A 26,578-nucleotide genomic window follows, 5' to 3' on the forward strand; every position below is an offset into this window, starting at 1 on the left:
AAGTGAGATCAAGAAGGGAAAGAGGCAGGCTCGGTGGAGAGCGCTGGTGTAACAGTTCCGCGTACGACGGAGAACGCAGAGTGCTCCGGGTCCGCAAAGTCAATCGTGCCCTCGAAGGGCTCGGAGCGAGCCGCCGTCATGAGGCTTTGCCCCACCGCGTCGGACGTGAGGAGGTCGAGAACGGCCTGCGTTCGCTCGGGATCGAGGGCGCCGAACACGTCGTCGAGGAGGAAAAGCGGGGGCTCGTCCAAGTGTTCTCTCAAGAACAGACCGGTCGCGATTCGCAGCGCGAGACCGAGCGTCCGGTGCTGACCCTGAGAAGCGTAGGGCCGAACGTCAAAGCCATCGAGTTGGAGGGTGACTTCGTCCAGGTGAGGCCCGACGAGTGTGCGACCGGTCTCCCGCTCCCGCCGTGCGACTCTTGCGAGGGCCTTCCGAAAAGCGTCCATGTCTTCCTCCGCAGGCTCGCCATCGCCAGAGGCCTCTGGCGCAACCGAGGGTGCGTAGGTCGCGGACGGCTCCTCCCCCGTCGCGTCGAGCAGCCGGTAGGCGTCGAGGAGAAAGCCCTGGAAGAGCTCCAGAAACCGGCGGCGGCGGCTGACGATTCGAGAGCCGAGGGTCGCTAGTTCCTCGTTCCATGCTTCCATCGTACCGGGCGCGTGACGGGCTCCGCGGCGGACCTGGAGGAGAAGCGCGTTCCTCTGCTTGAGCGCCCTCCGGTATTTCAGGAGGTCGTCTAGGTAGACCGGGTACGCCTGGCTCAGCGTCTGGTCTAAGAAGCGCCGGCGCTCTGTTGGGCCGCCGTCGGTGAGCAGATGGTCCGCTGGGGAGAGCACCACGATGGGCACCCGACCGACGAGGTCCGCGAGCCGATCCAATGCAGAGCCGTTCACGAACGCTCGCTTCCCCTCCCCTGGCAGCAAGGCCAGCCGGACCTTGAGCGCCGAGCGCCGCTCCCCCTCAAACGCTCCTTCCACTTCGAAGAACGACTCGCCACGGCGCACCGCGTGCGCGTCTGTAGAGGTCAGGAAGCTCTTGCTGAGACAGAGGTAGTGAACCGCCTCCAAGAGGTTCGTCTTCCCAGCCCCATTGGGCCCTACGAAGAGGTTCACCCCGGGCGAGAGATCGATGGAGGTCTCCGCGTGGGCGCGGAACGAATGGAGGCGAAGAGAGCGGAGGCGCATACGCTTGTGTACCGCCAACGCTTCCGGCGGTTCGGTCCCGTTGTTGAGCGTGAGGCCGTCTGGTATCCTGGGCGCTGTTCCCCCACGCCAATGCGCATGCCCAGACCCTCCGCCCTCGCGACCTTCACCGCACTCCTCGTGCTGACGGCCAGCGCGATGCACGGGCATTCACGGCCTCTGGCGGCCCAAGTGAGCTCGGGGCAGACCAACGCGTGCGTCCGTGAAGCGGACCGGCTGGACCGCGTTCTCTCCGAGAGCCTAGCAAGCGAGGAAGCCGACCTCGAACGGGTCCTCGCCGACGTGCAGCGAACGCGCCAGCGGTTTCCCGAGCTGGTCGCGCCATGCACCGCTTCTCTCGCCGCGAACGAGATCGTGGTTCTTCAGATTCTGGATAGAGTACGAGAGGCGAACAGCCTTTCTGAGATCGTTCGCGAGCGGTATTACGGCGTGATGACGCCCAACGAGCGGGCGGACTTCCACCTCAACTGGGGCTACGCCCTGACCTTGTTGGGACAGACACAGGCCTCGACGCTCGAGTACGTCAAAGCGGCTGCTCTCTCGGACGAACTCGACCCCTCGATCGCCTCGACGGTGCTGCTGTACGCAGCTCTCACGTTCAACGAAGTGGGGGACCCGAGCCGCGCCGCCGCCTACTTGCGCGAGGCCGATTCGACGGCTCGCGCAAATCTAGAGACAGAGGGCGTGCAAGCCGCCTTGGGTGAGATCGAATTGGAGCACGCCATCCTGTACCAGCAGGAGGCGCAGTCCTCCGACGCGCCAGCGTCCTTGCATCAGAAAGCCATCGCCGCAGCGCAACGCGCACTGAGCCTGCTGACCGACGACGACTTCCAGAGCCCTGAGCAAGCGATGTCTCACCTGGTTATCGCTCGATCCGAAATGAAGCTGGAGCGGTACGAGCAGGCAGAAGCGGCCATGCAGACCGCACGGCCTCTGGTGGAGTTCGCGAAATCGTTCACGCCGTACGTGGAGGTCGAGCGGTGGATGATGGAAGGGGAGTTGGCCAACGCCAGAGGCCTCGGCCGTGAGAGCCGCGAGGCGTACGCGCGAGCCATCAGCGCCGCGCGAGAGGCCCGCCTCCCCACGACGGCCGTTCAGAGCCTCCTCGCTCTCGCCGAGGTTGTAGAGCAGCAAGGCGACAATGCGCAGGCGGAAGCGCACTACCGGGAAGCCATCGAGTTGGGAGAAGCCATCCGCCAGAGGCTCGGGCTGCAAGACTGGAGCCTCTCCGCCTCCGACAAGATCACGGCGCCTTCGGAGCGTCTCGCGGCCCTTCTCGCCCGGCAGGGGCGGGCCGAAGAAGCGTTCCAGGTCCTCGACGGATCGCGCGCGCGGCGCCTGCTGGACCTCCGCGCCCAAACCGCTGCACGCGAGTCCCTTCCCGAGAGCGCGCGGGCGGAGCTAGACGGCCTCCTCAACGACCTCGACGACGTACGGCTGTCCATCCCCGGAGCCTCTGGCGCCGAGCGGAGCGCTCTAGACGCGGACGCTACACGGATCCAGACGGAGATCGCGGCGCTCAGCGGCTTTACGGTTCAGTCCCCCGCAGCGCTAGATATCGGCGCGCTCCGGGACACGCTGGAAGCCCGCCAGCAGACTATGGTCTCCTACCTCGTCGGGCGGAGCGAGAGTTGGGCGTTCGTGGTTCGGCCGGACACGCTCATGGCGGTCCTCCTGCCCAGAGCTTCTGAAGCCGAGATCCGTGCTCGGATCGAGGGCATCGGCGTGATGTGGCAGGACTCAGGCGCCAGAGGCGCGAGCGGATCGGGGCCGATGACCGTCGATCCCGCGTTCGCGCTCCCCGCACTTGAGGCGTTGTACACGCAGCTCGTCGAACCCGTCGCCCCGCTCATCGGCGACGCCAGCGGCCTCTTGGTCGTCCCCGGTACCCAGCTTTCGACGCTACCGTTTGGGATGCTCGTCAAGCCCTCAAGCGAGGCCAGCACTGCGGACTACGCGTCCGCTGACTACCTCATCCGTCACATGCCCGTGGGGACGGAGCTTGCGGCGACGCTTCTGACGGTGCCGACAGGAGCGAGGCGCGACGGCAGCAACCTCATCTTCGGACGCAGCACGTTCGAGACGCGTGCCGACCTCCCGTTCGTACGCGCCGAGGCCAAGCGGGTCCGCCGAGCCCTCTCCTCCCCCGTCCTACGTCTCGACGCTGACGCGACGGAGTCGGACCTCGTCTCCCAACTCGGCACGGCCGACATCGTGCACATCGCATCCCACGCGGACGCGGACCCGGACTTCCCGCTTTACAGCCAAATCTCGCTCACCGATGATCCAAACGACCCGGATGACGGCACCCTACACCTCTACGAGTTGCAAGACGAGCCTCTGGCGGCCCGCCTGGTCGTCCTGAGCGGATGCTCCACCGCCAGAGGCCGGGCCCTCCGAGGCGAAGGCATGATGGGCCTCCAGTACGCCGTGCGCGCCGCTGGCGCCGCAAGCGCGCTCGCCACGCTCTGGCCTGTTGATGACCGGGCCACTGTAGACATTATGGGCGGGTTCTACGACCACCTCGCCAGCGGCCTGAGTAAGGACCGCGCGCTGCAGCAGGCGCAGCTCGATTACCTGAATGCGAACCACGGCATGGACGCGAGCCCCTTCTACTGGGCGCCTGCAGTTCTCACAGGAGACCCGGCGCCGATGCCCGTCGCGCCGAATCCGTGGCGGGGGATCTGGGGGGCCTTGCTCGGCGCAGCGGTCCTGTCGGCCGCGGTAGCTTGGTGGCTCACCCACCGACGCCGCGTTCGTGTCTGACCCCATCCTGTTCGAGCAACTCCAAAAGCTGACCACCGAGAAGCGCAACCCGAAGTCGATGGACATCGACGTCGCGCCTCTGGCGAGAGTGCTGGAGATCATCCACGAGGCCGACCGCGAGGCGGTGGACTCCGTAACACCGGAGCTGCCCTATGTAGCCAAGGCCGTCGAGATCCTCGTCGATGCGTTCCAGAATGGAGGGCGCCTGTTTTATGCCGGCGCTGGCACGAGCGGACGCCTCGGCGTCCTTGACGCTTCGGAATGCCCGCCCACGTTCGGGACCGATCCAGAGCAGTTCCAGGGCCTCATCGCGGGCGGCCAGGAGGCCATGTTCAAAGCTCAGGAAGGCGCGGAGGACCACGAGTCCTACGGAGCCGACGCGATCGACGAAGCCGGCGTTACCTCAAAAGACGTCGTGTGCGGCATCGCAGCTAGCCGCCGCACGCCGTACGTAGCAGGAGCCGTGCAGCGTGGCAAAGAGATCGGCGCACGCACGCTGTTCGTGACCTGCAACCCGCGCGACGCCTTCGAAGCTTCGGACCTCGACGCGATCACCGATGTCGCCATGTGCGCCGACGTCGGCCCCGAGGTCATCATGGGGTCCACACGGATGAAGAGTGGAACGGCCACCAAGCTCATCCTGAACATGCTCTCGACCGCCAGCATGGTCCGCATGGGGAAGGTCTACGAGAACATGATGGTCGACCTCCAGATGACCAACGCGAAGCTCGTCGAGCGCTCGCGGCGGATCGTCATGACGGCCTCTGGCGTCGACTACGACGCGGCAGGCGCCGCGCTCGACGCCGCGGGCGGGCACGTCAAGACCGCCCTCGTCATGCTCCTCGCCGACGTGGACGCCGAGGCGGCACGTCAGAGAATCGAAGCTGGCGGAGGGTTCGTCCGCCACGCCATCCAGGGCACGGCGCCAGAGGCCTAAGCCGCAGGCCTCTGGCGCGAGCGAATGCGACCAGAGGCCAGCGCGGGAAAAGTCCGGAGCGGGCCGCACTAGGCGACGGACTGCAACTCAGGGAAACCCTAAACGTGAGGGGATCTCCGGCTGTGACAGAACAGACGGCACCACAGCTCTGTTGCTTGCACCCGTGATTGCCCTCCTCTCCCTCCTGCTCTTCGCCTCCGCGCCGGCCGATTCTACCGAGTCGGCCGATGCCCTCGTGCGTCACACGGTTGCGGCCTACATCGCGCCGCACGATCCAACGCCGGACCCGGGCCTTTGGCAAATCGCCTGGGGAGATCTGAACGCAGACGGGCTTCAAGACGCCCTGGTGTTCGCCGGAGACGCGGAGTGGTGCGATGCGAACGGCTGCACGTTGCTCGTGATCGAGGCCGTTCCAGCGTTCGACCAAGAGGAGTTGGGAGCCTACATCGTTGCCGCAGAGGTCGAGATGGTGAAGCTGCCTGTCCACATCAGCGGCAGGACCACCGAGGGCTGGCACGACCTCCTCGTGCGAAGCCACGAGGGCGAGTCCGTGCGGCTTCAGTTCGATGGGGAGACCTACCCGTTCAGCTCTATCGACGGCACTCTCGAAGACGCTGACCCTTCTGAAAAGGGAGCCACTCCCCTGTTCGTGATCGCGGACTAGCGATCCCCCTTTCTCCTGATCCGACGCCGCCGGTCCCATTTTGGGGATCGGCGGCTGTTCTGCTGTTGTGACGCTCTCTGATATCCGCGACCTGGTCGCCTCCCAATCCCCGTTCGAGTTCCTCCGCCAGAGGTCGGATGGAATGGCTCCCGGCCAGACGATCCGCGTCAAGGGCGCCGCCGGTTCTCTCCCAGCGTTCGCGCTCGCGGACATTCTAGAGGCCTCTGGCGGACCGATTATCGCGCTGCTACCCGAGAGCGAATCGGCGGACTACTTGCGCTCTGATCTCGAGCAGTTGCTTGGCGGAGACGATCAGGTGCTCTTCTTCCCTCCTACCGGGCAGTCGCCGTACGACCCCGAGCAACTCACCGACTCGCTGCCGCTCGTGCAGCGAGCTGACGCGCTCGGCCGCTTGCGCGATGGGTTCGATGGCATTCTCGTGACGAGCGTTGAGGCGATCAGCGAGAAGGTGCCGCCGCCAGAGGCCGTGGGCGAAGAGACGATGTCGATCCGGGTCGGTGACGAGGTGGCGCCAGAGGCACTGATGGAGCGGCTTACCGGTCAGGGGTTCGAGCCGGTCGAGTTCGTCAGCTCACCCGGGGAGGTCGCGACGCGCGGCGGCATCCTCGATGTCTATCCCTTCGCCGGAGGCTTCCCGATCCGGCTCGAGTTCTTCGGCGACGAGGTGGATGAGATCCGAGAGTTCGACCCGGCGAACCAGCGCTCGGTCTCGAGCCTAGATGTGGCCCGATTGATCCCGAACCTTGGGGAAACCACCGTCGAGATCGGACATGGAGCCGTGACGCCACTGGCGTTTTTGCCAGACTATACGCCGTTAGTAACCTTCGATGATGCCCGCATGTTGGACTTCGCGAAGGGCCTATTCGATTCCGCTGCAACGGCTTACGCAGATCAAACCCCTGATGAAGACGAAGCTCCAGTGTCTCCTCCGGAAACCCGCTATTTGAGTCCAGAATCTCTGCAAGAGGCCATAGCTAACCATCCAAGGATTATCTTTGGCACGTTCGCCTCTGGCGACGCCGATGTCGAGGTCGATCTTGGAGGAACGCCTCAGCCAGAAGTCAGCGGCGACGTTGCGCGGCTACGCCAGAGGCTGATCGAGCGGCAAGCGAACTGGACGACCGCCATCCTCTGCGATAGCGGCTCGCAGAAAAACCGTCTCTTCGAAATTCTCGGCGGCGACCGCGAGATCGGAAAGGAGCCTCCCGCCCTCTTGCTCGTCGAGTCGCTGCACGAGGGGTTCGAGATCGCCAGAAGCAAGCTGGCCATCTACACGGACCACCAGATCTTCGACCGCTACCACCGCCCGACGGCGCGGCGGCGCAAGAGGGCCTCTGGCGGGCTCACGCTTCGCGACGTGCAGGCGCTCAAGCCTGGCGACTTCGTGGTGCACGTGGACTACGGCATCGGCAAGTTCGCGGGGCTCCAGACCATCACCGTCCGGGGGCAACGCCAGGAATCGGTGCGGATGATGTTTCGGGACGGGGACGAGCTGTTCGTCAACGTGGGTGCGCTCCACAAGCTGCACAAGTACACCGGCAAGGAGGGGCACCAGCCACGGCTCACAAAGTTGGGGACCGGCGCGTGGGAGCGGCTCAAGGCGCGGACCAAGAAGCGTGTCAAAGACATCGCGCGTGACCTCATCAAGATCTACGCGGCTCGACGCGCTTCGCAGGGCTTCGCGTTCTCTGGTGACCAAATCTGGCAGCGTGAGCTGGAAGCCTCGTTCCAGTTCGAAGAAACGCCAGACCAAGCGCTCGCCATCGACGCGGTCAAGGAGGACATGGAGAAAGCCGTGCCCATGGACCGGCTCGTGTGCGGTGACGTGGGCTTCGGCAAGACTGAGGTCGCAGTCCGCGCGGCGTTCAAAGCTGTGCAAGACGGTAAACAAGTCGCCGTCGTGGTGCCGACGACGATCCTCGCGCGGCAGCACATCGAGACGTTCGCCAAGCGGATGGGACGCTTTCCGATCCGTATCGCGCAGATGTCTCGATTTGTACCAAAAGAAGAGCAGAAAGAGATCGTCAAGCAGATCGCCTCTGGCGAGGTCGACATCATCATCGGGACGCACCGCGTGGTCTCGAAAGACGTTCAGTTCAAAGACCTCGGGCTCCTGATTGTGGATGAGGAGCAGAAATTCGGCGTCTCGGTCAAGGAAAAGCTTCGCAAGCTCCGCCCCAACGTGGACACCCTCACGCTAACGGCGACACCGATTCCGCGCACGCTCCAGTTCTCACTTCTCGGCGCGAGGGACCTCTCCATCATCCAAACGGCACCGACCAATCGGCAACCGGTTACAACGGAGATCCACACGTATTCGAAGGATCTCATTCGTGATGCGATTCTGTACGAAGTGGGCCGTGGCGGGCAGGTGTTCTTGGTTCACAACCGCGTGCGGGACATCGAGCAGATGGCCGGGATCATCCAGTCGCTCGCGCCGGACGTGCGGGTGCGGTTCGCACACGGCCAAATGGCCTCCGACGAGTTGGAGCGCATCATGCTCGACTTCATGGACGGCAAGTTCGACGTGCTCGTGAGCACGACGATCGTAGAAAGCGGCCTCGACGTCTCGAACGCTAACACGATGATCGTCAACCACGCTGAGCGCCACGGACTCTCCGATCTCCACCAGCTCCGCGGCCGGGTCGGCCGGAACGATCAGCGAGCGTTCTGCTACCTCATGGTGCCCAGTATCGACGGGCTCACGCGTGAGGCGCGCCAGAGGCTGCAGGCCGTCGAGGAGTTCTCGGACCTCGGCAGCGGCATCAACATCGCCATGCGCGACCTCGACATCCGCGGTGCAGGCAACATGCTCGGCGCCGAGCAGAGTGGCTTCATTGAGGACGTGGGCTTCGAGACGTACCACAACATCTTGGACGAGGCCGTTCAAGAGCTCAGGGCTGACGAGTTCGCCGAGGTCTTCGCAGACCAAGACACCGCCCCGCCCGCACCGGAGCCGACGGTGGACGTGGACGACGACGTGTTTATCCCGCAGGACTACGTCGCCAACCCCGTGGAGCGCCTGGACCTCTACCGCCGCCTGGGCGCCGTGGAAGACGCCTCTGGCGCCGACGCCTTCCGCGACGAACTCGCCGACCGCTTCGGCCCTGTCCCCGAGCACGTTGAAACGCTGCTCACGCTCGCGCGAATGAAGCCCGAAGCGCACCGCATCCGGCTCCCGCGCGTGGTGTGGAAAAACGAGCGCCTGTTCCTCACCGTCCCAGACCCGAAGGACGACCCGTACTTCCACAACCGCATGTTGGAGGCATTTATGGGCGCTCTCGGCGCCAGCGGCAAGCGGTTCGTGATGAAGGACAGCCGGACGGGCCGCTTGCGAGCCATCGTGCAAGACATTCCCACCCTGGAAGCTGCGGAGACGTTTCTCGCCGCGCTCGCCTCTCGCGTCGAGGAAGCCACCGCCACCGCGCCAGAGGCAGCAGCAACCTGAGCCTCTGGCGCCCACGATATCATGAATGACGCTCCCGCTCAACGCCAGAGGCGAGCCGACCGGCGCAGCGCTGTCCTCTACTTCACCGGTGCGGGAGTGATCGGAGCCGGCGTTGGGTCTACGCTTGTGCTGTGGGTCCTCGGGCCTCTGGCGGCCACGATTGCGATGGTGTCCGCCACAGCGGCGGCAGCCGTTTCCGCGGCGCTGCTGAGTTCGCCGCTCGCGAAAGCGCGGTCCAGCGGTCGAGGGCTCCTGGCAGTGGCGTTGGGAAGTGCGGTACCTGTCGTGGCCTACCTGCTCTTCGCCATCGGGTACGGCGCGGCGGAGGCGGGCAATGTGGAGCAATTCGTGTCCAACGCAGGACTGATGCTGGAAGCCGGCGTCACGCTTTCCGCGTTTCTCGTGCCGATCGGTGCCGCTACGGGCTGGCTGTATGCGCGAGGAGGACGGCGCTTCACGCCAGAGGCCGACGCCACGTGAGCCCTTGGGAGGCGGAAACACGATAGAGAGGTACGCCCCCAACACCGACTCATGAAGCGCGCCCTGCTCCTCTTCTCTGCCCTGCTCCTCCACGGCTGCGGCTCTGGCACGGACCCCGTCGAATACAATGTGGACAAGACGGGCTACAGCACCGCGGAGTCAGACCATACCTCTGCGTATGACACTTCGGAGGCGCTAATCGGCTCGTGGACCCATTCCACCTACATCTCGCCGCAAGAGGCCGCGCGGATCTCCAGCGAGCCGATCCCGCCGGGTGTCGAGATCGATATGACCGTGGCGGGCACGACGGTCTACCACGTGGGCAACCGGTACGACGCGGACGTGGAGATCACGCTCAACATCCGCGCGAACGGGGAGACGATCCCGCTCAAGATGCTCCGCCGCGAGACGGGCACGTGGAAAGTGCACGGCGACGTGCTCGTCGAAACCGTGACGGGAGGCACCGCGACGGCGCTGGACGACCAAACCAAGGCGGTTTTGCGCGAGGCGCCAGAGGCCGCGGCCTTTGCCGAGCCGATCGCAGGCGAGACCTCGTCCTCGGACATCCAGTCCGTTACGCCCAGCGCCATCGACCTCCGCGAGCAGGAGTCGCAGATCAACCTCACGCTCCGTCGCAACGGCTGACCGCGGCCCCGCCAGAGGCCGCGCGTAGGGCCCATCCGAGCGGTAGGTTCGCAGGGTGACGACCGACAACGCCCGCCTCGCCTTCCGCCTCCTCGGCCTCGCCGACGCGCCGCTCACGCCGCGCGCGATGGCCGCGCGCCTGCGCATCACCTTTGCGCCACCCCACGAGCGCGATCCCGAACTCGACGCGTTCGCGCAGCGGCTACGGCGCGCCCTCGCGGCCGCTGGCGCCGAGATCATCCCCTACCCGGACGCGCTAAACGCAGAAGGCAAGATCCGCGAGGACATCGTGACCGTAGAGCAGGGCGAGGGGCCGGACGACGCGCTCGCGATCCGCCGCGTCAGCAGCCTCTACCGCAACCCGCTCGTCGCGCTTCTCAACCGCCCTTCCCCCATCGCGCCAGAGGCCGAGTTGCAGGAGACGCTGGACGAAATCGTGGGCGTGCTGGCGTGGAACCTCATCCACACGCCGATCTTCGTGGAGCCGGAGCGCTGGACGGTCTGCACGATGAACGGCGCTGTGATCCGGTGCAGCACCGGGGAGGACTTCGAGCGCGACGTGCGCGAGTCGCTGATCCCCAAGCTTGCTGCGCAGGTCCGCCCGCCGGACCCCGCTTCCATCACGTTCCGCGAGGGCACGCTGGACCTCCAGCCTCTGGCGGATCAGGTGGCGCAGTTCACCGAGGGCTCGCACGCGTGGGCGGATAGCGGGCTGATGCTGGCTCACACGTCGCTGGACGCGCTGACGTACCGCAACCGCTTCTACCGTCGCATCGTGGCGGCGTACCTGGACCAGAGGACGGGGATGAGCTACGGCTTCCTCGCCCGCCAACTCCCAGTCGATGTGCCGCCAGCGGTGCCGCTACCCGATGCGCCAGAGGCCCTCCGGGCGCTGGACTGGCGCGCGAACCCATTGCGCGAGACCGGCGGCCTCTGGCGCGCCTGCGTGCGCGTGGACGGCACGGACTGGCTCGTGGACGTGCCCGAAGTCTCCGTGCTCTGCACCCGCTCTGGGTGCGAGAAGACGCGCATCACCCCGGATCGCGACCTGGTCCGCCTCACGCTCTCCGAGGGACGGATTCTGTTCGACACGCCGCCCAAAGCCTCTGGCGAGAGCCCGCGCCCGAGCTACGACACGCTCGCCATCTTGGCGCACGCCGTCGGCAACGCGCTGGCCGCATCTGTCCTCCGCGCACAGGACGCCGCGGCCCCCTTTGCCCACGCGCTCGCTCACGACGGCCTCTCACTCGCGCACTGGCACGGCTACCCCGAGGCAGGCGCTACTCCTCCAGCCTTTGCGCTCCACGGCGAGGCCAACCCGCCGGTCTCGTGCTCCACGCCGCAATCGGCGGCGTTCGCGCTCGTGGGCAAGCTGGAAGCGCTGGGCCACGCGATCGCCGAGGGGGCGCCCTACCTGGGCGATTTGCACGTGGAGCCGCACCACGGCACCAACCTCTCCGGTCGGATCTCGCTGGCCGAGGCTGCGGCCTGGGCCGAGTCTCAGCAGGCCGTCGCGGCCTAGCGCGCCTCTGGCGCCAGAGGCGTCTGCGTTATGAACCCGGTCACGCTCCTTGAGGCGTTTATGGCGCCGCCCTTCCTGCTCGGGGCGGTCCTGGGCCTGGCCGCCAGCCTTCTCGCCTGGGCGCACCGCCGGACCGACGTGTGGCTCGCGAGCCTAGGTGCGGCGGCTATAGCCGCGCTGTGGGTCAACGGCCGCATTCTAGGCCTGCCGATGCCGCCTCTGGCGCTGGGCGCGGTCGGTGCAGGAACGGTTCTCCTCGCTGCGATTGGTGTGTGGCGGGTGGCGCAAGAGGCCGGGCCCGTGACTGTGGGTGCCTGCCTGGCGCTGACCGCGTTGGGCGTCTGGGGAACGGTGCCAGATACCGAGAACGCAATCGTGCTGCTCGGAGCGGCCTCTGGCGGCACGCTCGGCGCGCTGCGCGTAACGGGCGCCAGAGGCTCGGTCGCGGTGGCTGCGGTAGGCGTCCTCGCGGCGGCGGCATTCATCTCCCTCACGGACGGTCTGGGCCGCTCGTCGGCACCCATCGGATCGCTCGCCACGTTCGGCATCTTCCTCATCGCGCCCCTGGGATACCGCCTCTGGCGGGAAGTGCCATCCTGGGCCTGGGTCGCGGTCCACGTCGCGCTCGTGATCTTCTGCGGGCGCGTGGCCGGACAGGCGTCGAGCGCCGAAGCCTCGGCCGCGATGGCAGGCGCGGCGCTCGTTGCCGCCGCTGCCGCTCTCGCCGTGTTTAGCCACTGGCGGCCTGATCTGGCGGTGCTGCGCCAGAGGCCGTGACCTCGCGCTTGGAGCCGCCGAAACGCTCGAACAGCGCGCGATGCGCCGCGAGTCCGTATTCGTCCTCGCGCGTGTCGTAGCTGCGCACCCAGTTCAGCAGAAACGCGAGGCGCTCGTCCTGCGCCTCTGGCGAGTCGTACTTCTCAGGCTCCCACGGCCTCTGGCGGCAATGCGCGAGGCAGGCGTCGACGCCGGGGTTGAGAAACCAGAACTCGGTGCAGAGCGGTGTCGCCATTTCTGCCAGGCCCGCGTAGCTGCCATCCATCACCCACGACGGGTGCGTGCTGTGGAAGTCCTGGATGGCTTCGTGGCTTTCCGCCAGAGGCGCGCGCACGCCGGGCTCGGTCCACGCGACCGTGTCGAGGCCCAGGTGCGGGAGGCCGAGCGTACGCGCGGCCGTCGTCTTGCCGGATCCGGAGTTGCCCAGGATCAACACGCGCCTCTCGTCCACAGCGCCAGAGGCTCAGGTGGGCGAGGCTGCCTCACTCGGGGCCTCTGGAGCGGGACGGTCCGTGGCCGCGTCCTCACTCGCAGCGCCAGAGGCCTCTGGCGCCGGCTTGGGTGCCGGCGTGACGATCTCGGCCGCCTTCTCGGCCGCCTCCCTGGCGTCTTTCATCGCGTCCTGGAGCTTGCGGTAGCGGTTGGGCTTAAGGTCGCCCGGCGAGAGCAGCGTGGTGAGCTCTCCCTTCCCGGCTGCCACATCGGACCACGAGGACACATCCACGTTGATCACCGCGACGGTCGCGGTTTTGATCTGGATGCGCCCGCCACCAATCAGGTGCGTGACTGTTTGCGAGAACGTGGGCTCGTGGCCTACCACGATGACCGTCTCAGCGTCCTGTGGTGCGCCTCGGACTTCGCGCACAACGGCCTCTGGCGTCGCGCCATAGAGCGCGTCGCTGACTGTGGCGTCGCCTGTCCATCCGCCGTGCTCGGCGGCGATGGCGAGGGTCTGGCGAGCGCGTACCGCCGACGAGCTCAGCGCGTGGTCGGGCTGGATCCCCGCCGTGGAGAGGAAGCGGCCCATCTTGCGGGCGCCCTTTTTGCCCCGGTCCGCCAGCGGTCGGTCGTGGTCAGGGCCGTAGTCGGCGTCCCAATCGGACTTGCCGTGGCGGAGGAGGACGATCGTTTTCAAGGCGGTGTGGGCTAGAGGGAGACGCCAGAGGCCGGGGTCAGCCGCCGATGATCGGGAGGCCGCTGTCGAGGCCTGGAGCCGGCGTGGCGGGCGTGTACACGCCGGCGCCGGGGTCGCCAGAGGCGTAGACCATCACCGCAATAAAGCCGATGACGCCGAGCACGAGCGCGATCATGAACAGCGTGTACGCCCACCGCAGCAGCGTGTACTTCTTCTGGAGGACCGAGCCCACGCCGTAGACGTCCAGCATCATGCTCTCGTAGAGCGCGCGGGAGTCCACCATCAGCTCTCGCATCCCGGTCACGAACTCGTCTCGCGAGAGATGAGCGAAGTTTCCGAAGAACAGCAGGTTAGCCTTTCGGTTTCGAACCTGATTCAACGTGACGCGCTCCGACTGCACGCGGGGCCGCGCGGCTAGAACGGCGAAGATGATGGAGGCCAGACAACCGACGAGGAAGATCGTGACCGGCGCCAGGAGCCACGGGTTCGCGTCCAGCTTGGACGAGATACCGCCGATCAGGATCGAGATGATCAGGCCGTTGATCGAGATCATGATGTTGGCCTTCGCATCGGCGAGCGACGTGAGGTCCATGTTCACGCGGTACGCCGTGCGAAACATCGTTTCGACACCGCGCTTGGTGCCGAGGTCGTCGTAGGTGGCCTGGAGATCCTTCTCCGTCGCCGCCTTTTTCTTCTTGGTCGCCTTCTGGACGGCCTCCGTCCGCGCCGCATCCACAACGGCCGGCGCGACCTGCGTCATGGGGACCGTCTCGGGCGTGGCGCCGTCCCCTTCGGAAGCGGCGCCCTCAGAGGCGAGGCCTCTGGCGCGTTCGGGAGTCTTGGAATCAGGCATCGTGTACGGCCGGGGGCCGCGGCGCCAGAGGCGCGAGAGAGAAAGGCTTAATACTGGAACCCGCCGCCAAACGTAACGAGCGTTTCGTCGTCATCGCCTCTGGCGACGGTCAGGTTGATGATGGCGTAGTCCAGAACGCCGAACCACAGCCCGCCGCCGAAGCCGGTGTGGAGGTCGTCGAAGACGCCGCCAGAGGCCCCGATGTCCCACGCCCGGCCCGCATCCGCGAAGCCGAGCACGCCCACCTTGACGGGCGCGAGGTAGGTGCTAAGGTCGAACAGCTTGGCCCTCACCTCGGCGTTGCCATAGGCAATGGTCTCGCCGGTGAACCGCTCGCGGCGGTAGCCGCGGAGCGTGGTCGCGCCGCCCAGGATCGCGCTGTCGAAGAACGGCGCGTCGCCAAAGCGGTGATCGGCGCCCGCGCGGAGCGCGAGCGTGCTGCCGGCCAGGAACGGAACGTAGGTGATGGCTTCGCCGCCAAGGCGGGAGTACTCGCTGGCGGCTCCCGTCAGGCCCAGATAGCTCGCGCCGCGGACGCTGAGCTTGACGCCCCGCTTGGGGTTGATCCCGCCAGAGGCCAGGTCCAACGTCAGGCTTCCGGCGCCTCCCGCGTGCACCTGAGGCTCGAAGGCCTCTGGCGAGAGCTGCATGGAAGCGACCGTCGGCGTGTCGCCTATCTGGGCATCGGCGTAGCGGACCGAGGGGCCGAGGCGGAGCCGGAGGCCCTGGCCGAGCTCGCCGCCGAGGAGGGCTTCGCCGCGGATCTGCGCGAGGTTGACACGTGCCAGGTCCACGTCCTCCAAGAGGGGCGTGTCGTTGCCGAAGCCGTAGAAGTTGCGGACGTACCGCGGCGTGGAGGCCACTGCGTCCACGTCGAGATCGAAGTTGCCAAAGGCCTCCCGCATGCGGCCACTGTAGCCCCCCTGCACGCCGAGCGTGGAGGTGGCGAAGTTGGCGTAGAGGAGGTGCGTGGCGGCAGGCTGGAGACGGAAACCGGAGACGGTGTACATCACGCCGGCCCCCAGGATCAGCCCATCGGTCGCGTTTGCGGACACGAACGGGACCTTGGAGAAGTCCGTCGGGGTGTACTCGCCCGGGTCGTAGCGGTTGACGTCGGGGTCATCAGACCGGCGGTCATGCGCCCGGCCGTCGATCTCCATGCCCAGGGGGGTGTCGTAGACAAATACGCCGCCGAAGTCGCTCTCGACTTCGTCCTCGCCTCCCCCGCCGATCACGCGGATACGCGTCGAGCCCTCGCCGTTGATCACGAAGCGGTCGCGGCCAGAGAAGCCGTAGAGGCGGATTTCGTCCGTGTCCTCTTGGCTCAGCGTACGGCGGTAGAGTTCGCCCCCCTTCTCGCTCTTCTTGTAGGACGAGACCACGACCTCTACCATCCGGTCTGACCCGAAGGTCACCTCGAACAGCTCGCGCTCATTGCTCCCGACAACGTCCACGACCGGCGCGTGCAGGCGGTAGAGCCGGTTCGCGTACTCCACCAGATCGTCGCGACGGGACTTGAGGGAGGAGCCCCAGAAGGTGCCCTCTTGCGCTCGGATAGGAGGCGGAAGCTGACCGATCGCGTCATCGATCACGGGGTCTGGCAACAGGCCCTGAAGCTCGCGGGCAACGGCCTCGAAATCCTCACGCGTGAGCTCGTTGTAGAACCGGCGATCCTGCTTGAAGCCGTTGAATGACAGGCCGTAGGTGTCCGTGAAGTCCTCCCCGTACGGCTCGAAGCGGTCGTCACTGTAGCTGAGGAAGAAGCCCATGATGCCGCCAGGGCGGAAAAACGCGAAGTCGCGGTCTCTCGGGATGGGCAAGTACACCTTGCCTTTTGTGGCCGCGTCGCCGGTCAGCGAGGGGTCCAGTTCGCCCGGCTCGTAGGCGCTCCAGCGCCACTGGTCTTGGTGGCGATCCCAGTCGCCGAGCAAGGCGTCCAGGAGGCGCGCGCGGAGGTACGTCCGCTGGTCCACGCGGTGGTCCTGATCCTCGGCCATCTCCTCGCGGAGCTTCTGAGCCGAGATGACATCGTACGCGCCGAGAAGTCCGGGCACGTCGGAGACGTCATCGTCCGCGCGGACTTCGAACAGCGCGAGGCGGCCCGCGAAGGTCTCGCGGTAGCGGCCCAGGCGAGGGTCGTCCGGTACGTACACGATCCGCGGCTCCTGGTAGAGGATGCCCGCGGCGTCCGCCAGAGGCGCAGCGACGAGGGCGCCGAACGGGCTGGCCGCCGCGCGCTGGTCGCGGACGACGTCCGCGACGACGCCGTCGCGGAGTTCGACGGGGACTTGAGCGAGACCGCTCTTCTCCAGAAGGCGCAGGCCATACTGGTTGCCGTCCTCGCCCTGCAGACGCAGCGAGGTGGTCTGCAGGCCCCCGCCCCGCTTTACAGGCGAGAGGCCACCGGCCTCGGTCCCGAGGTCCAGAACCGGAACCTCAAACGGCGTGGCCCAGAGGTCACGGTAGCCTCCGCCAAAGGCGAGGCGCGTAAACGCGCTGTTCTTGAACGGGCCGCTGGCGAAGTCGTCCTGCGCCGCCATCGTGACGGGCTGGCTCGTGTCGGGGAGATCCGCCGGGTCTACATCCGGGACCTCGTTGTCGAGGAGTTCGGCGTTCACGCCGGAGATTTCGGTGCGGTAGGCGACCGTAGGCCCGCCAGAGGCGAGTTCGATAACCTCAAGCCAGGTCCGGCCGTCCTCGTAGTACCGGATGCGCATGTAGCCCGGCGCGGGGTGCGCGTAGGCGGCGCCCCGGCCGCTGGCGGTGGGGCGCGTTTCACCGGCGGCGCCGCTGACGAGGTACATCTGCGTGCTCAGCGGCGAGCGCTCCACGGGGATGACCTGCAGGCTGTGGTCGTGCGCGGCGGCGTAGACGAGTCCGTTGGTGAGCTTGGCGTCCCCCGCGAACGCGCGGTCCAGGGCGCTCCGCATGGAGCGGTACGTCGGAGACGCGAGGTCCTGGCCAGAGATGCCGATGGTCTGGCGCAGGAGCGGCCCCACACCGAGCCCTGCAAGCGTGCCGCCAACCGTCCGGTAGCCCGCATGCTCTCCGTTGGAGCGGATGGGGTGGTGCCCAACGGCGATGATCTGGGCATCCTCCCGGTCGCGCAAGAGTGCCTCTAGCGCGATCGTGAGGTCAGCGGGGCTGGCAATGTCGAAGTCCTCGACCTCGCCTTCGGGGCGGTCCTCTGGGTTCTGGAGCCACCATGCGGTATCGATCGCGAACAGGCGCAGGCCCTCGGCGAGTTCGAACTCGCGCACGCCGCCCAGCGCGTCGCCTGGCAGCAGCACGTCCTCGCGGCCCATCGCGAGATCCAGCGCCTCTCCAAGCGCGATCACGCCCCCTGCGCCTGTGGCCCAGTCTCGGTCCCCAGGGACCGCATAGACCTCTCCGTCATAGCCATCGACCACGTCCACGAGGCGCTGGATGGCCTCCGGCGCTACGAATGATGCGGAGTCCACGCCGCCAGAAGGAAGGCCGCTGGCGGTAAGGTCACCGAGAAAGACGACGGCGCTGTTCTCCCCCGCACGGAGGGCGTCGGCGCGGAGGGCACCGAGAACGTCAGCGCCCGGGACCACATCGGCGGTGTTGCCGAGGAGAAAGACCTCGTACGCGAGATCGGCAGCGGGCAGCGGCATCGTGGCCTCTCCGTCGACGTAGCGGCCGGAGGTGGCGCAGCCTGCGAGGAGAGCGAGGGCCGCGAGCACGGCCAGAGGTCGGGTGGGTCGCAACGTTACGGGAGGGGCTGAGGAGAGAATCGGAGAAGGGTGGCAGAACCGCCGCCGCCCTCGTTGGAAACAAAGAGCGTACCGTCGCGGGCAAAGGCGATGCCCTCAGGCTGAGGATAGAGCCTAGGCGGCAACGAGACGGCAGCGGTGAGGTCGCCCTCGGGGCTGAGCACGACGAGCGCCTTGCGCACGCCGGAGATGATGTAGATCTCGCCCGTGCTCGGGTGGACGGCGAGTCCGGACGGTTTAAACGGAGCGCCGCCCTCGTCTAGCACCTCGCGGTCGAGCGTGAACACGGGGTCGGGGTCGAGCCGCTCTGCGGCGAGATCGTAGGCGTAGATGGTGCGGACGCCTTTGCGCCCACCGCCGGGATCGCCTTTGCACGCGAGCAGGAGGCGGTTGCCTCTGGCGTCGTAGGCCAGGCCTTCCACGTCATTGCTGCGGCTAAGGCCGGTCTCGCGCTTTTCCGCTTCCTCGGAGCCGGTAAAGCGGTACAGGTCGCCATCGCTCTCGACGATCCACGTCACGTCGCCAACGGGCTCGACGCCTTCGTAGTCGCCGCTGTTGTAGAACGCGCGGGTCGACGTGGTGGCGCCAGAGGCGGGGTCGATCTCGAACAGATCACCGTCCTCGTCCTGGACCGCGAGAAGCCGCCCGTCGTCGGTCATGCCGAGGCCGCTGATCTCGCGCAGGCGCGAGGGCAGCATCCAGCGCGCGTCGGGCTGGGAGAGCGCGTACGGGACCGTGCCGACGCGCATATCGGCCTCTGGCGCGGTCTCCGTGCGTGCGAGAACGGAATCGAGACCGTCGGCGCCAGAGGCGCGGTCGGTGCAGGCGCCGAAAGCGACGAGCGCCAGCGGCAAGAGAAAGCGAGAGAGGTCAGGCATGAACCGTGTGGTACGCTGGGCCATGCCGTCGGTTCGTTTCCCCGGGGCGCCCTACGGCGCCAGAGGCGACGCTAACGGAAAATATCTCGTGCGGCCTCGCGGAGGGCCCGCGCGCCTTCGCGCTCGATCTCGCGGGCAGCGCGCTCGGCATCGCGCGCCAAACGGTCGGCCTCGCGCTCAAGCTGGCGGGCCGCATCGTCGATGGCGCGCCGGGCCTCGGGGTCGATATCTCGTAGCGCCTCCTCCACGGCGTCCGCGACCGCGTCGGCCTCTGGCGAGGAGCGTTCGGGGGCCCGGTCTGGCCGCGCCGGGCGACGGGGGCGTTCCTGGCGCCGCGCCTCTGGCGCCGGTTCCTCGTCACCGCCGAAGATGCCGTCGAACCAGTCTCGGATCCCGCCAGAGGAGGGCTCAGGCGTTTCGGGGAAGCGCGGCCGGGCGCTGAGCAAGCCGGAGCGGAGAGCGGTGCGCGAGAAATCCCCGACGACGCGGAGCGCGTTGTGGCCGCCCTGCTGCCAGTAGGCGCTTCGGAAGGTCACGCGCGGATCGTCGAAGCCGACCCAGGCGCCCATCGCGAGGTCTGGGTGGATGGCCATAAACCAGCCGTCCACGCCGTCCTGCGTGGTGCCGGTCTTGCCAGCCACGTCGGCCCGCACGCCGAACTCGGAGCGGAGCTGCCGACCGGTCCCGCGGTCCACGACGCCGCGAAGCATGTCCACGAGCGTGTGCGCGACTTCGGGCTTGAGGGCCTGCCGGGCCTCTGGCGCGAAGTCCTCGAGCACGTTGCCGTCGCGGTCCTCGATGCGCGTGATCGCCAGAGGCCGGTGGTAGAGGCCCGCGGCTGCGAACGTCGCGTAGGCCGAGGTCATCTCCAGAAGGGACACCTCCTCGGTTCCAAGCGCAATGGAGGGCACAGCCTCCAGCTTGCTGCGGTTGACGCCCGCCCGCCGCGCGAGGCGGGCCACGTCGCGGGCGCCAACGCGCTGGCCGAGTTGGGCCGAGATGCGGTTCCGGGACAGCGCGAGGCCGTCGCGCAGCGTCACGAGTTCGCCAGAGGCGGCGTCGGGGTCGGTCGGCTCCCAGAGCTCGTCGCGGTCGATCTGGATACGGACGGAGTCGTCGCGGAGCGTGTCGTCGGGGTCCCAGCCTTCTTCCAGCGCGCGGGCGTACACGAACGGCTTGAACGTGCTGCCGGGCTGCCGGCGGGCGCGCAGGACGTGGTCGAACGGCGCCTCGCGGTAGCCACGGCTACCCACCCACACGCGGATCGCGCCCGAGTGCGGGTCGATGGCCGAGAAGCCGACTTGCAGCTTCGTCTTAGCGTTTTTGAGGTTCGCCATAAACGTGGCGTCGCCCCGAAGTGAGGCGATGGCGGCCTCTGGCGTGGCGCCGCCCGCGGTCTCGCGCTCGAACTCGGCGCTCTCGCGGATAAACTGGTCCACGACGGCCGTTTTGCTTTCCCAGTAGTGCCCGAAGGCCGTGACGCCAGAGGCCGCGCGGTAGTAGGGCGACGTGGTGGAGCCGAGGCGGCTCGCGCTCGTGCGGCCCCACTCCACGTCGGCAACGGTCTGGAGCGCGTCGCCGAACTTGCGGACGGACTCCGTCGCGGCGCGCTGCAGGCGCCAGTCCAGCGTGGTGTAGACCCGGAGGCCGTCGCCGTAGAGGTTATATCCGTTCTTGTCGGCCCAGGCCTCCATCTCGCGGCGTACGTGTTCGGTGAAGTGCGGCGCGAGGCTGGCCTGGATCGTCTGGCGCTCGAAGCGCAACGCCAGAGGCTGCTGGCTTAGACGCTCGGCCTCTGGCGCCTCCAGGCGCCCATCGTCCACCATCAGGCGGAGCACGAGGTTGCGGCGGCGCAGCGCGCGCTCGGGGTTGCGGCGGGGGTTGTAGTAGCTCGTGCCTTTGAGCATGGCGACAAGCGTGGCGGACTCGACGAGCGTGAGGTCGTCCGCGCCCTTGGAGAAGTAGGTCCGCGCCGCGCGCTCAATCCCGATGGCGTTGTAGAGGAACGGGACCGAGTTGAGGTAGATCTCCAGGATCTGGTCCTTCTCGTACACCCGCTCGATCTTGATGGCGGTAATGGCCTCCTTGAGCTTCCGCTTGAGCGAGGCGTCGTTGCCGATCGCTTGCGGGAAGAGGTTCTTCGCAAGTTGCTGCGTGATCGAGGAGCCGCCCTCGCGGTCCCCACTCAGCGTCCGCACAACGGCGCCCGCGGTCCGCCGCAGGTCGATGCCGCCGTGGGAGTAGAACCGCCGGTCCTCGGTCGCCAAGAGCGCGTCGATCACGTGCGGCGAGATGTCCTCCAATTCCACCCACTCGCGTCCGCCTCTGGCGTACTCCGTGAGCTCGGTCCCGTCGGCTGAGATGGCGACGGACGGGTGGATCTCCAGCGCCTGTTCTAGAGTCGCCACGCGCGGCGTGAACGGGATCAGGAACAGCGCGTAGAGCAACACGAGGGTGAACACGGCGCCGCCGAGCGCCGCGCCCCAGCCGGCGAGAAGGGCTGCGAGGTTGAACAAGCGCGCCGAGCGCTGCGCCTCGGCATCGCGCACGCGCTCCCACCGCGTGCCGCTCCAGCGCCAGAAGCCGCCGCCGGCGCGCGCGGCGCCGCGGCCCAGGCCTCTGGCGGCGCCAGAAGCCGTGCGGCGCGCCCATCCCGCCATGCGGCGGGTTGGTGTGGGCGAGGGTTCAGTGGCAGTAGTGCTCATATCGGGTCCACCGCTGGCGCCAGAGGCGCGGACGGGGCGGCGCGACAGGGGATCAGGAGAAGTAGGCGAGGACGGGATCCTCGGCCTCGGCGGCGGTCTTGCGCTTCTTCTCCTCCACACGGACGTACCGCGCGATGCGGGCGGTGTCGGAGCAGATCCGCCCAATCGCGGCCAGGCCGACGCTCATCGCGAGGGTCACCAACACGATCACGCCGACGGCGAACGGCCCGAAGCCATCGGCCACGGCCGCGACGATGCTGAGCGCGAACCCGCCGATCAACACGACGAGCGAGAGGAGGCGGGAAAGGAGCGCGATCAAGGGCATAATCCAGAGGGAGGAGCGAGATGCCGTACGCAGGCCACGCCGCGAGGATGCGAAACGGTTGAATCCTCGCCTTCGCGCCCCCGGCGCCAGAGGCCTCTGGCGGAGCCGCCGCGCCAGAGGCGCGTTCCACCGGCATGAACACCTCTGCACCTGCCTCTGGCGTTGCGCGCGGCGTGGACGAGCTGGCGGCGCTGCTTCGCGGCAAGCGGCTGACCGTCCTCACCGGCGCCGGGATCTCCACCGATAGCGGGATCCCGGATTACAGGTCCCCCCGCTCCACGCCGCGCACGCACAAGCCGATGCAGCACGACGTGTTCGTGAACAGCGCTGACGCGCGCCAGAGGTACTGGGCGCGGAGCGCGGTCGGCTACGGGCGCGTGGCGCAGGCGGCGCCCAACGCTGGCCACCGCGCCCTCGCAGCGCTGGAAGGCTCTGGCGCCGTTGCAGGCATCATCACGCAGAACGTGGACGGGCTCCACCACCAAGCCGGGAGCCAGAACGTGGTAGAGTTACACGGCGCGCTCCGGCGCGTGCGCTGCCTCTCGTGTGGGACGGTGACCTCGCGCGACGATGTGCAGGCCGAGATCCTGCGGCTCAACCCCGGCCACCCGACGGCCTCCGGCGCGCTGCGCCCCGACGGCGACGCGGTCCTGGCGCCAGAGGATATCGCGGGCTTCGCAGTCCCGGACTGCTCGTTCTGTAACGGCATTTTGATGCCGGACGTGGTGTTTTTCGGCGGCAGCGTGCCCAAGCCGACGGTCGCGGCGGCGTGGGATCTCTACGCCAGAGGCGATGCGCTTCTCGTCGTCGGGTCCAGCCTCGCGGTGTACTCGGGCTTCCGGTTCGTCGTCCGGGCGGAGAAGGAGGGCAAGCCTGCGGCGTTGCTCACGCTCGGCGCCACCCGCGCGGACTCCCGCGTGACGCTCAAGGTGGAGGCGCCTCTCAGCCACGCGCTGCCCGATCTAGCGGCCCGGCTGGCTTGAGCCGGCGCCTGCCCCACATGCCGATCCGGGGCGCCCGCACCCACAAAAAAACGCCACCCAGCCGAAGCGGGGTGGCGTGTTGGGCTGCCCGACAAGGAATCGAACCTTGAACCTCCAGATCCAGAAACTGGCGCTCTGCCAATTGAGCTATCGGGCAAACGGTCCCGCGGACGGGACGGCGCCAAGGTAGGGCGCGCGCCCGGCGCGATACAAGCCGCTAGCCGCGAGAGGCCGTCGTCTTTGCCCTCTCTTCGCCGCCGAAGGTGATCTCACTCCCCGCCTCGGGCGCTGCGAGTGCGGCGCGCTGCTCCGGCGCCGCGTCCACGGCCTCTGGCGCCACGCCGCGCCACGTCGCGATCTGCTCGATCGTCGCCTGTCGCACGCGCTCTCGTAGCGCGGGCACGTCGGCGGCAGTGAGGTCGGCGGTAGGGATGGGCGCGAACACGTGGACCTTCACGTCGGCCTTGCCAAATCGCCAGCCGTGCTTGGGGAGCGCCTCGGCGGTTCCGTCGATCGCCAGAGGCAGAATGGGCAGGCCCAGGTCCACGGCCAGGCGGAAGGCGCCGTCCTGGTAGCGAAGCACGCGGCCATCGCGCGAGCGTGTGCCCTCGGGCATAAACATGACGGAGACGCGGTGGCGCAGCGCGTACTTGGCGCGAAGGATGACGTTCGCGCGGCTGTCCGGGTCTTTACGGTCTACCGGGATGTCCCGAGACATCTTGACGAGCCACCCCACGACCGGGAGATCGAATAGCGACTTTTTCGCCACCCACTTCATCTCCCACGGCAGGCGCGAGATCGCCGGAATGTCCGCCATCGACTGGTGATTGGCGACAACGACGTACGGGTTGCGGGGATCGCGAGGGAGGTCACCCGTAATAGCGACGCGCCACCGGGGGTTCACGCGCGTGATCCAGCCGCCCATCGTGCGGAACGTGCGGCCGGTCGCGTACAGCCCCTTCCCGCGGTCGAACAGCCGCACGAGGGCGACCGTGGGCACCATCAGAAGGATCAACAGGATGATGCCGACCCAGGCGAGGGCGGACTGAAGCGAGCGCATAGCGAACGAGGAAAGCGCGGAGACGGGGGCTGTGCAGGAACGCCAGAGGCCGCGTGAGGATACAGGAGCCCATGGACGTGCTCAAGGTTTTCACCGACGAACCCCTCGCGCTCGACGCGGCTGCGGACGAGCCCGTTCCGCGAGGCGCCCCTCGCGAGATGGCCTCGCTGGAAAGTCTCTTGCGTCGCCCGACCTACGCCCGCGCCTACCTCGCTGGCACCCACCTCGGAGACGAAACGCGTACCGGCCTGACGGCTCTGGCCGACCCGAGCCTCTGGCGAGAGCCGCTTTCTGATCTGTGGGCGGGTTTCGAGTGGAGCACGCACCCCGAAGGGCTCGGCCCCGGCCGGTCACTTCTGGCGCCCGCCCCGGGCGTCGCGCTCGCCGCCGCGCCAGAGGCCGTGGACCCAGCGCTGCTGGCGCGCGTCGGTCAGGCCGAGGACCGCGCCGGGTGGTCGGCGCTCCGCGCGATCCTGGACCAGCAACCGAGTGCGCTCGTGTTTACTCCAGAGCCCGCGCACGACGGGTGGGACTGGGTGGTGTACACCGGCCAGCCGTTACGCCAGAGGCTTCTCGCGGCGCTACAGGCTCACGAGGCCCCAGGCGCGAGGCGGCTCGTGATGCCGTACCAGAAGGCACGTGGCGAGCACAAGTTCTACTTGGAGCGCTGGGCGCTGGACGACCTCCCGGAGTGGGCCATGGAGGTATGACGCCCGAGCAGCAGGCCCGACACATGGACCGCGCGCTCACGCTCGCCGCCAGAGGCGCAGGGGCGGTAAGCCCCAACCCGATGGTGGGCGCGGTGATCGTCGCTGCAGACGGCGAGACGGTTCTGGGCGAGGGCTGGCACCGCGCGTACGGTGGCCCCCACGCCGAGGTCTGGGCCGTGCGCGACGCCGACGAGCGGGCCTCTGTAAGCGGAAGCATGGCCTCTGGCGCGGACCTCACCGATGCCACCATCGTGGTCACGCTGGAGCCGTGCAGTCACTTCGGAAAAACGCCGCCGTGCGCGGATTTGATTGTCGCCAGAGGCTTCCGGCGCGTGATCGTGGCGCACGAGGACCCGTTCCCCGAGGTCGCGGGCCGCGGCATCGCCCGCATCCGAGAAGCGGGCGCGGACGTGACGGTGGGCGTGCGCGAGACCGAGGCGCGGCGTCTCAACGAGGCGTTCCTCACGCACGTCCGAACCGGCCGCCCGCTCGTGACGCTGAAATGGGCCCTCACGCTGGACGGGCAGGTCGCGACGGCCTCTGGCGACTCTCGCTGGATCACCTCACCCCAGGCCCGCGCGCTCGTGCACCGCTGGCGCGCCGAGGCCGATGCTGTCCTCGTCGGCGCCGGGACGGCCCGCACGGACGACCCGAGCCTGACCGTCCGCGACTGGCCGCTGGCGGAGGGCCAGACGCAACCCCTCCGCATTGTGCTCGACCGCACGGGGTCCCTTGCCTCGGATCTAAAGCTGTTTACCGACGCCCACGCCTCTCGCACCGTCGCCGTCACGGCTCCTGCCGCCACACCAGCCTACGCCGACGCCCTCCGCGCCAGAGGCGGAACGGTTCTCACGGCGCCAGAGGCAGACGGGCACTTGGACCTCGGGGCGGTTCTGGACATGCTGGGCTCTGGCGAGGGCCTCGCGCGGCGGGTGCAGTCCGTCCTCGTTGAACCCGGTCCCGGCCTCGCAGCGGCCTTTCTCCGCCAGAGACTGACGGACCGCCTGTTCGCTTTTGTGGCGCCCAAACTGGCAGGTGTCGGCATCGGCATCGCGGGCGCGCTCGACGTGGAGCGCATGGCCGACGCGCTGACCTTTTTCGAGAGCGCATGGGAAACCGTCGGTCTGGACGTTCTGCTACGCGGCTACTTCCACGCTCCATGATGCGAACCGCCCTGCTGCTCTTTCTTCTCGCTGGCTGCGCGACCGAGCCGGTCCCCTCCCCTCAGCCTCTGGCGCCAGAGGCCCCGCAACCGATCGCGGCGGACGTCCCGGACGATACAGAGTGGACATCAGAGCCAATCGTCTTGCCAGGCGAGGCCTCCGACGTGGTGGTCACCGAAATGAGGGTGGCGGCGCACCTGGACGCGGCGCCCGGCTATGACCGCGTCGTCTTTGAGTTCGAGGGCGGTCAGCCTGGGGTCGATGTGCGAACGGTCGACGCCGCTACCGCCTGCGGCTCGGGAGAGCCTCTGGCGGTTCCGGGCGCGTCCATCCTCTACGTGTCTCTGATCGGCGCCAGAGGCTTCACCGAAGACGGAACAGAAACCATCCGTCACTCGCCGGGCTCGCCACGCCTGCCCGCCCTCATAGGGACGGTCCCCGCCTGTGATTTTGAAGGGCGTCTTGAATGGGCGCTCGGCCTCGCATCGCCAGAGGCCTACCGCATCACGCGGCTCCACAACCCGGAGCGGCTGGCCGTGGACATCCGGCACCCGCTCCCCGACTGAC

The 26,578-nt window shown here is 67.8% G+C and carries 21 protein-coding genes and 1 tRNA gene; 12 read left to right on the plus strand and 10 right to left on the minus strand.

What is annotated here, in order from left to right; genetic code table 11:
* Positions 1-8 precede the first annotated feature (8 nt).
* A complete protein-coding gene (recF, locus tag BSZ36_RS15340; protein WP_179271215.1) occupies positions 9-1,184 on the minus strand; it encodes a DNA replication/repair protein RecF in 1,176 nt (391 codons plus the stop codon).
* Between the two features lie 96 nt (positions 1,185-1,280).
* Here recF and BSZ36_RS15345 point away from each other — a divergent pair, with 96 nt between their 5' ends.
* The 8 genes from BSZ36_RS15345 (at position 1,281) to BSZ36_RS15380 (ending at position 12,462) form a co-directional block, all read left to right on the plus strand.
* The gene (locus tag BSZ36_RS15345; protein WP_179271216.1) at positions 1,281-3,968 is read left to right on the plus strand and encodes a CHAT domain-containing protein; all 2,688 of its coding nucleotides are present in this window, start codon (positions 1,281-1,283) and stop codon (positions 3,966-3,968) included.
* Positions 3,961-4,905, plus strand: coding sequence for an N-acetylmuramic acid 6-phosphate etherase (murQ, locus tag BSZ36_RS15350; protein WP_094550517.1), 945 nt, complete (start codon positions 3,961-3,963; stop codon positions 4,903-4,905). The genes BSZ36_RS15345 and murQ overlap by 8 nt, the downstream gene beginning before the upstream one ends.
* 163 nt (positions 4,906-5,068) lie before the next feature.
* A complete protein-coding gene (locus tag BSZ36_RS15355) occupies positions 5,069-5,569 on the plus strand; it encodes a hypothetical protein (RefSeq protein WP_094550519.1) in 501 nt (166 codons plus the stop codon).
* A gap of 67 nt (positions 5,570-5,636) precedes the next feature.
* Positions 5,637-9,038, plus strand: a complete 3,402-nt coding sequence (gene mfd, locus BSZ36_RS15360) for a transcription-repair coupling factor (RefSeq protein WP_094550521.1) — start codon at positions 5,637-5,639, stop codon at positions 9,036-9,038.
* A 21-nt stretch (positions 9,039-9,059) separates the two neighbouring features.
* Positions 9,060-9,518 carry a hypothetical protein gene (locus tag BSZ36_RS19050; RefSeq protein WP_143536926.1) on the plus strand — a complete coding sequence of 153 codons (459 nt, stop codon included), beginning with the start codon at positions 9,060-9,062 and terminating at the stop codon, positions 9,516-9,518.
* A gap of 51 nt (positions 9,519-9,569) precedes the next feature.
* Positions 9,570-10,163: a hypothetical protein gene (locus BSZ36_RS15370; protein WP_094550525.1), complete on the plus strand. Its 594-nt coding sequence runs from the start codon at positions 9,570-9,572 to the stop codon at positions 10,161-10,163.
* A gap of 55 nt (positions 10,164-10,218) precedes the next feature.
* Positions 10,219-11,685 (plus strand): hypothetical protein, encoded by a 1,467-nt coding sequence (locus tag BSZ36_RS15375; RefSeq protein ID WP_094550527.1) that lies wholly within the window; start codon positions 10,219-10,221, stop codon positions 11,683-11,685.
* 30 nt (positions 11,686-11,715) lie between these two features.
* The gene (locus BSZ36_RS15380) at positions 11,716-12,462 is read left to right on the plus strand and encodes a hypothetical protein (RefSeq protein ID WP_094550529.1); all 747 of its coding nucleotides are present in this window, start codon (positions 11,716-11,718) and stop codon (positions 12,460-12,462) included.
* Here the strand turns inward: BSZ36_RS15380 and BSZ36_RS15385 are convergent.
* The 7 genes from BSZ36_RS15385 to BSZ36_RS15415 all read right to left on the minus strand — a co-directional run bounded on the left by BSZ36_RS15385 (position 12,416) and on the right by BSZ36_RS15415 (position 22,095).
* Positions 12,416-12,913, minus strand: coding sequence for a P-loop NTPase family protein (locus BSZ36_RS15385; RefSeq protein WP_094550531.1), 498 nt, complete (start codon positions 12,911-12,913; stop codon positions 12,416-12,418). The two genes, BSZ36_RS15380 and BSZ36_RS15385, sit on opposite strands and share 47 nt — an antisense overlap.
* A 12-nt stretch (positions 12,914-12,925) precedes the next feature.
* A complete protein-coding gene (locus tag BSZ36_RS15390; RefSeq protein WP_179271217.1) occupies positions 12,926-13,597 on the minus strand; it encodes a SixA phosphatase family protein in 672 nt (223 codons plus the stop codon).
* Between the two features lie 37 nt (positions 13,598-13,634).
* Positions 13,635-14,450: a Pycsar system effector family protein gene (locus BSZ36_RS15395; RefSeq protein ID WP_094550535.1), complete on the minus strand. Its 816-nt coding sequence runs from the start codon at positions 14,448-14,450 to the stop codon at positions 13,635-13,637.
* Between the two features lie 47 nt (positions 14,451-14,497).
* On the minus strand, positions 14,498-18,181 hold the full coding sequence (locus tag BSZ36_RS15400; protein ID WP_143536927.1) for a BamA/TamA family outer membrane protein: 3,684 nt from the start codon (positions 18,179-18,181) through the stop codon (positions 14,498-14,500).
* A gap of 2 nt (positions 18,182-18,183) precedes the next feature.
* On the minus strand, positions 18,184-19,065 hold the full coding sequence (locus BSZ36_RS15405; RefSeq protein WP_179271218.1) for an SdiA-regulated domain-containing protein: 882 nt from the start codon (positions 19,063-19,065) through the stop codon (positions 18,184-18,186).
* Between the two features lie 71 nt (positions 19,066-19,136).
* Entirely contained in the window at positions 19,137-21,770 is a 2,634-nt protein-coding gene (locus BSZ36_RS15410; protein ID WP_094550541.1) for a transglycosylase domain-containing protein, read from the minus strand.
* Positions 21,771-21,822: 52 nt separating this feature from the next.
* The gene (locus BSZ36_RS15415) at positions 21,823-22,095 is read right to left on the minus strand and encodes a hypothetical protein (protein ID WP_094550543.1); all 273 of its coding nucleotides are present in this window, start codon (positions 22,093-22,095) and stop codon (positions 21,823-21,825) included.
* A 134-nt stretch (positions 22,096-22,229) separates the two neighbouring features.
* Here BSZ36_RS15415 and BSZ36_RS15420 point away from each other — a divergent pair, with 134 nt between their 5' ends.
* Entirely contained in the window at positions 22,230-23,078 is an 849-nt protein-coding gene (locus BSZ36_RS15420) for an NAD-dependent protein deacetylase (protein WP_094550545.1), read from the plus strand.
* Between the two features lie 84 nt (positions 23,079-23,162).
* Here BSZ36_RS15420 and BSZ36_RS15425 read toward each other — a convergent pair.
* Together BSZ36_RS15425 and BSZ36_RS15430 are read right to left on the minus strand one after the other, a co-directional pair.
* A tRNA-Gln gene (locus tag BSZ36_RS15425) sits at positions 23,163-23,235 on the minus strand.
* A gap of 60 nt (positions 23,236-23,295) precedes the next feature.
* A complete protein-coding gene (locus BSZ36_RS15430) occupies positions 23,296-24,138 on the minus strand; it encodes a lysophospholipid acyltransferase family protein (protein ID WP_094550547.1) in 843 nt (280 codons plus the stop codon).
* 77 nt (positions 24,139-24,215) lie between these two features.
* On the opposite strand from BSZ36_RS15430, the gene BSZ36_RS15435 reads away from it, so the two are divergent.
* From BSZ36_RS15435 to BSZ36_RS15445, 3 genes are read left to right on the plus strand one after another with little or no spacing between them, the layout of a single operon-like run.
* Complete coding sequence (locus tag BSZ36_RS15435; RefSeq protein ID WP_143536928.1) at positions 24,216-24,848, plus strand: hypothetical protein; 633 nt, start codon at positions 24,216-24,218, stop codon at positions 24,846-24,848.
* A complete protein-coding gene (gene ribD / locus BSZ36_RS15440; protein ID WP_094550551.1) occupies positions 24,845-26,011 on the plus strand; it encodes a bifunctional diaminohydroxyphosphoribosylaminopyrimidine deaminase/5-amino-6-(5-phosphoribosylamino)uracil reductase RibD in 1,167 nt (388 codons plus the stop codon). Before BSZ36_RS15435 ends, ribD begins: the two co-directional genes overlap by 4 nt.
* Positions 26,008-26,577: an AMIN-like domain-containing (lipo)protein gene (locus BSZ36_RS15445; RefSeq protein WP_094550553.1), complete on the plus strand. Its 570-nt coding sequence runs from the start codon at positions 26,008-26,010 to the stop codon at positions 26,575-26,577. Before ribD ends, BSZ36_RS15445 begins: the two co-directional genes overlap by 4 nt.
* Position 26,578: the final 1 nt, after the last annotated feature.

The sequence above is a fragment of the Rubricoccus marinus genome (assembly GCF_002257665.1).
GTDB lineage: Bacteria > Bacteroidota > Rhodothermia > Rhodothermales > Rubricoccaceae > Rubricoccus > Rubricoccus marinus.

Coding starts and splice junctions, on each gene's coding strand:
- BSZ36_RS15420 (WP_094550545.1), top strand. CDS start 22,230: ATGAACACCTCTGCACCTGCCTCTGGCGTTGCGCGCGGCGTGGACGAG.
- recF (WP_179271215.1), bottom strand. CDS start 1,184: ATGCGCCTCCGCTCTCTTCGCCTCCATTCGTTCCGCGCCCACGCGGAG.
- BSZ36_RS15395 (WP_094550535.1), bottom strand. CDS start 14,450: ATGCCTGATTCCAAGACTCCCGAACGCGCCAGAGGCCTCGCCTCTGAG.
- ribD (WP_094550551.1), top strand. CDS start 24,845: ATGACGCCCGAGCAGCAGGCCCGACACATGGACCGCGCGCTCACGCTC.
- BSZ36_RS15380 (WP_094550529.1), top strand. CDS start 11,716: ATGAACCCGGTCACGCTCCTTGAGGCGTTTATGGCGCCGCCCTTCCTG.
- BSZ36_RS15415 (WP_094550543.1), bottom strand. CDS start 22,095: ATGCCCTTGATCGCGCTCCTTTCCCGCCTCCTCTCGCTCGTCGTGTTG.
- BSZ36_RS15345 (WP_179271216.1), top strand. CDS start 1,281: ATGCCCAGACCCTCCGCCCTCGCGACCTTCACCGCACTCCTCGTGCTG.
- BSZ36_RS15430 (WP_094550547.1), bottom strand. CDS start 24,138: ATGCGCTCGCTTCAGTCCGCCCTCGCCTGGGTCGGCATCATCCTGTTG.
- BSZ36_RS19050 (WP_143536926.1), top strand. CDS start 9,060: ATGAATGACGCTCCCGCTCAACGCCAGAGGCGAGCCGACCGGCGCAGC.
- BSZ36_RS15410 (WP_094550541.1), bottom strand. CDS start 21,770: ATGAGCACTACTGCCACTGAACCCTCGCCCACACCAACCCGCCGCATG.
- BSZ36_RS15445 (WP_094550553.1), top strand. CDS start 26,008: ATGATGCGAACCGCCCTGCTGCTCTTTCTTCTCGCTGGCTGCGCGACC.
- BSZ36_RS15370 (WP_094550525.1), top strand. CDS start 9,570: ATGAAGCGCGCCCTGCTCCTCTTCTCTGCCCTGCTCCTCCACGGCTGC.
- BSZ36_RS15405 (WP_179271218.1), bottom strand. CDS start 19,065: ATGCCTGACCTCTCTCGCTTTCTCTTGCCGCTGGCGCTCGTCGCTTTC.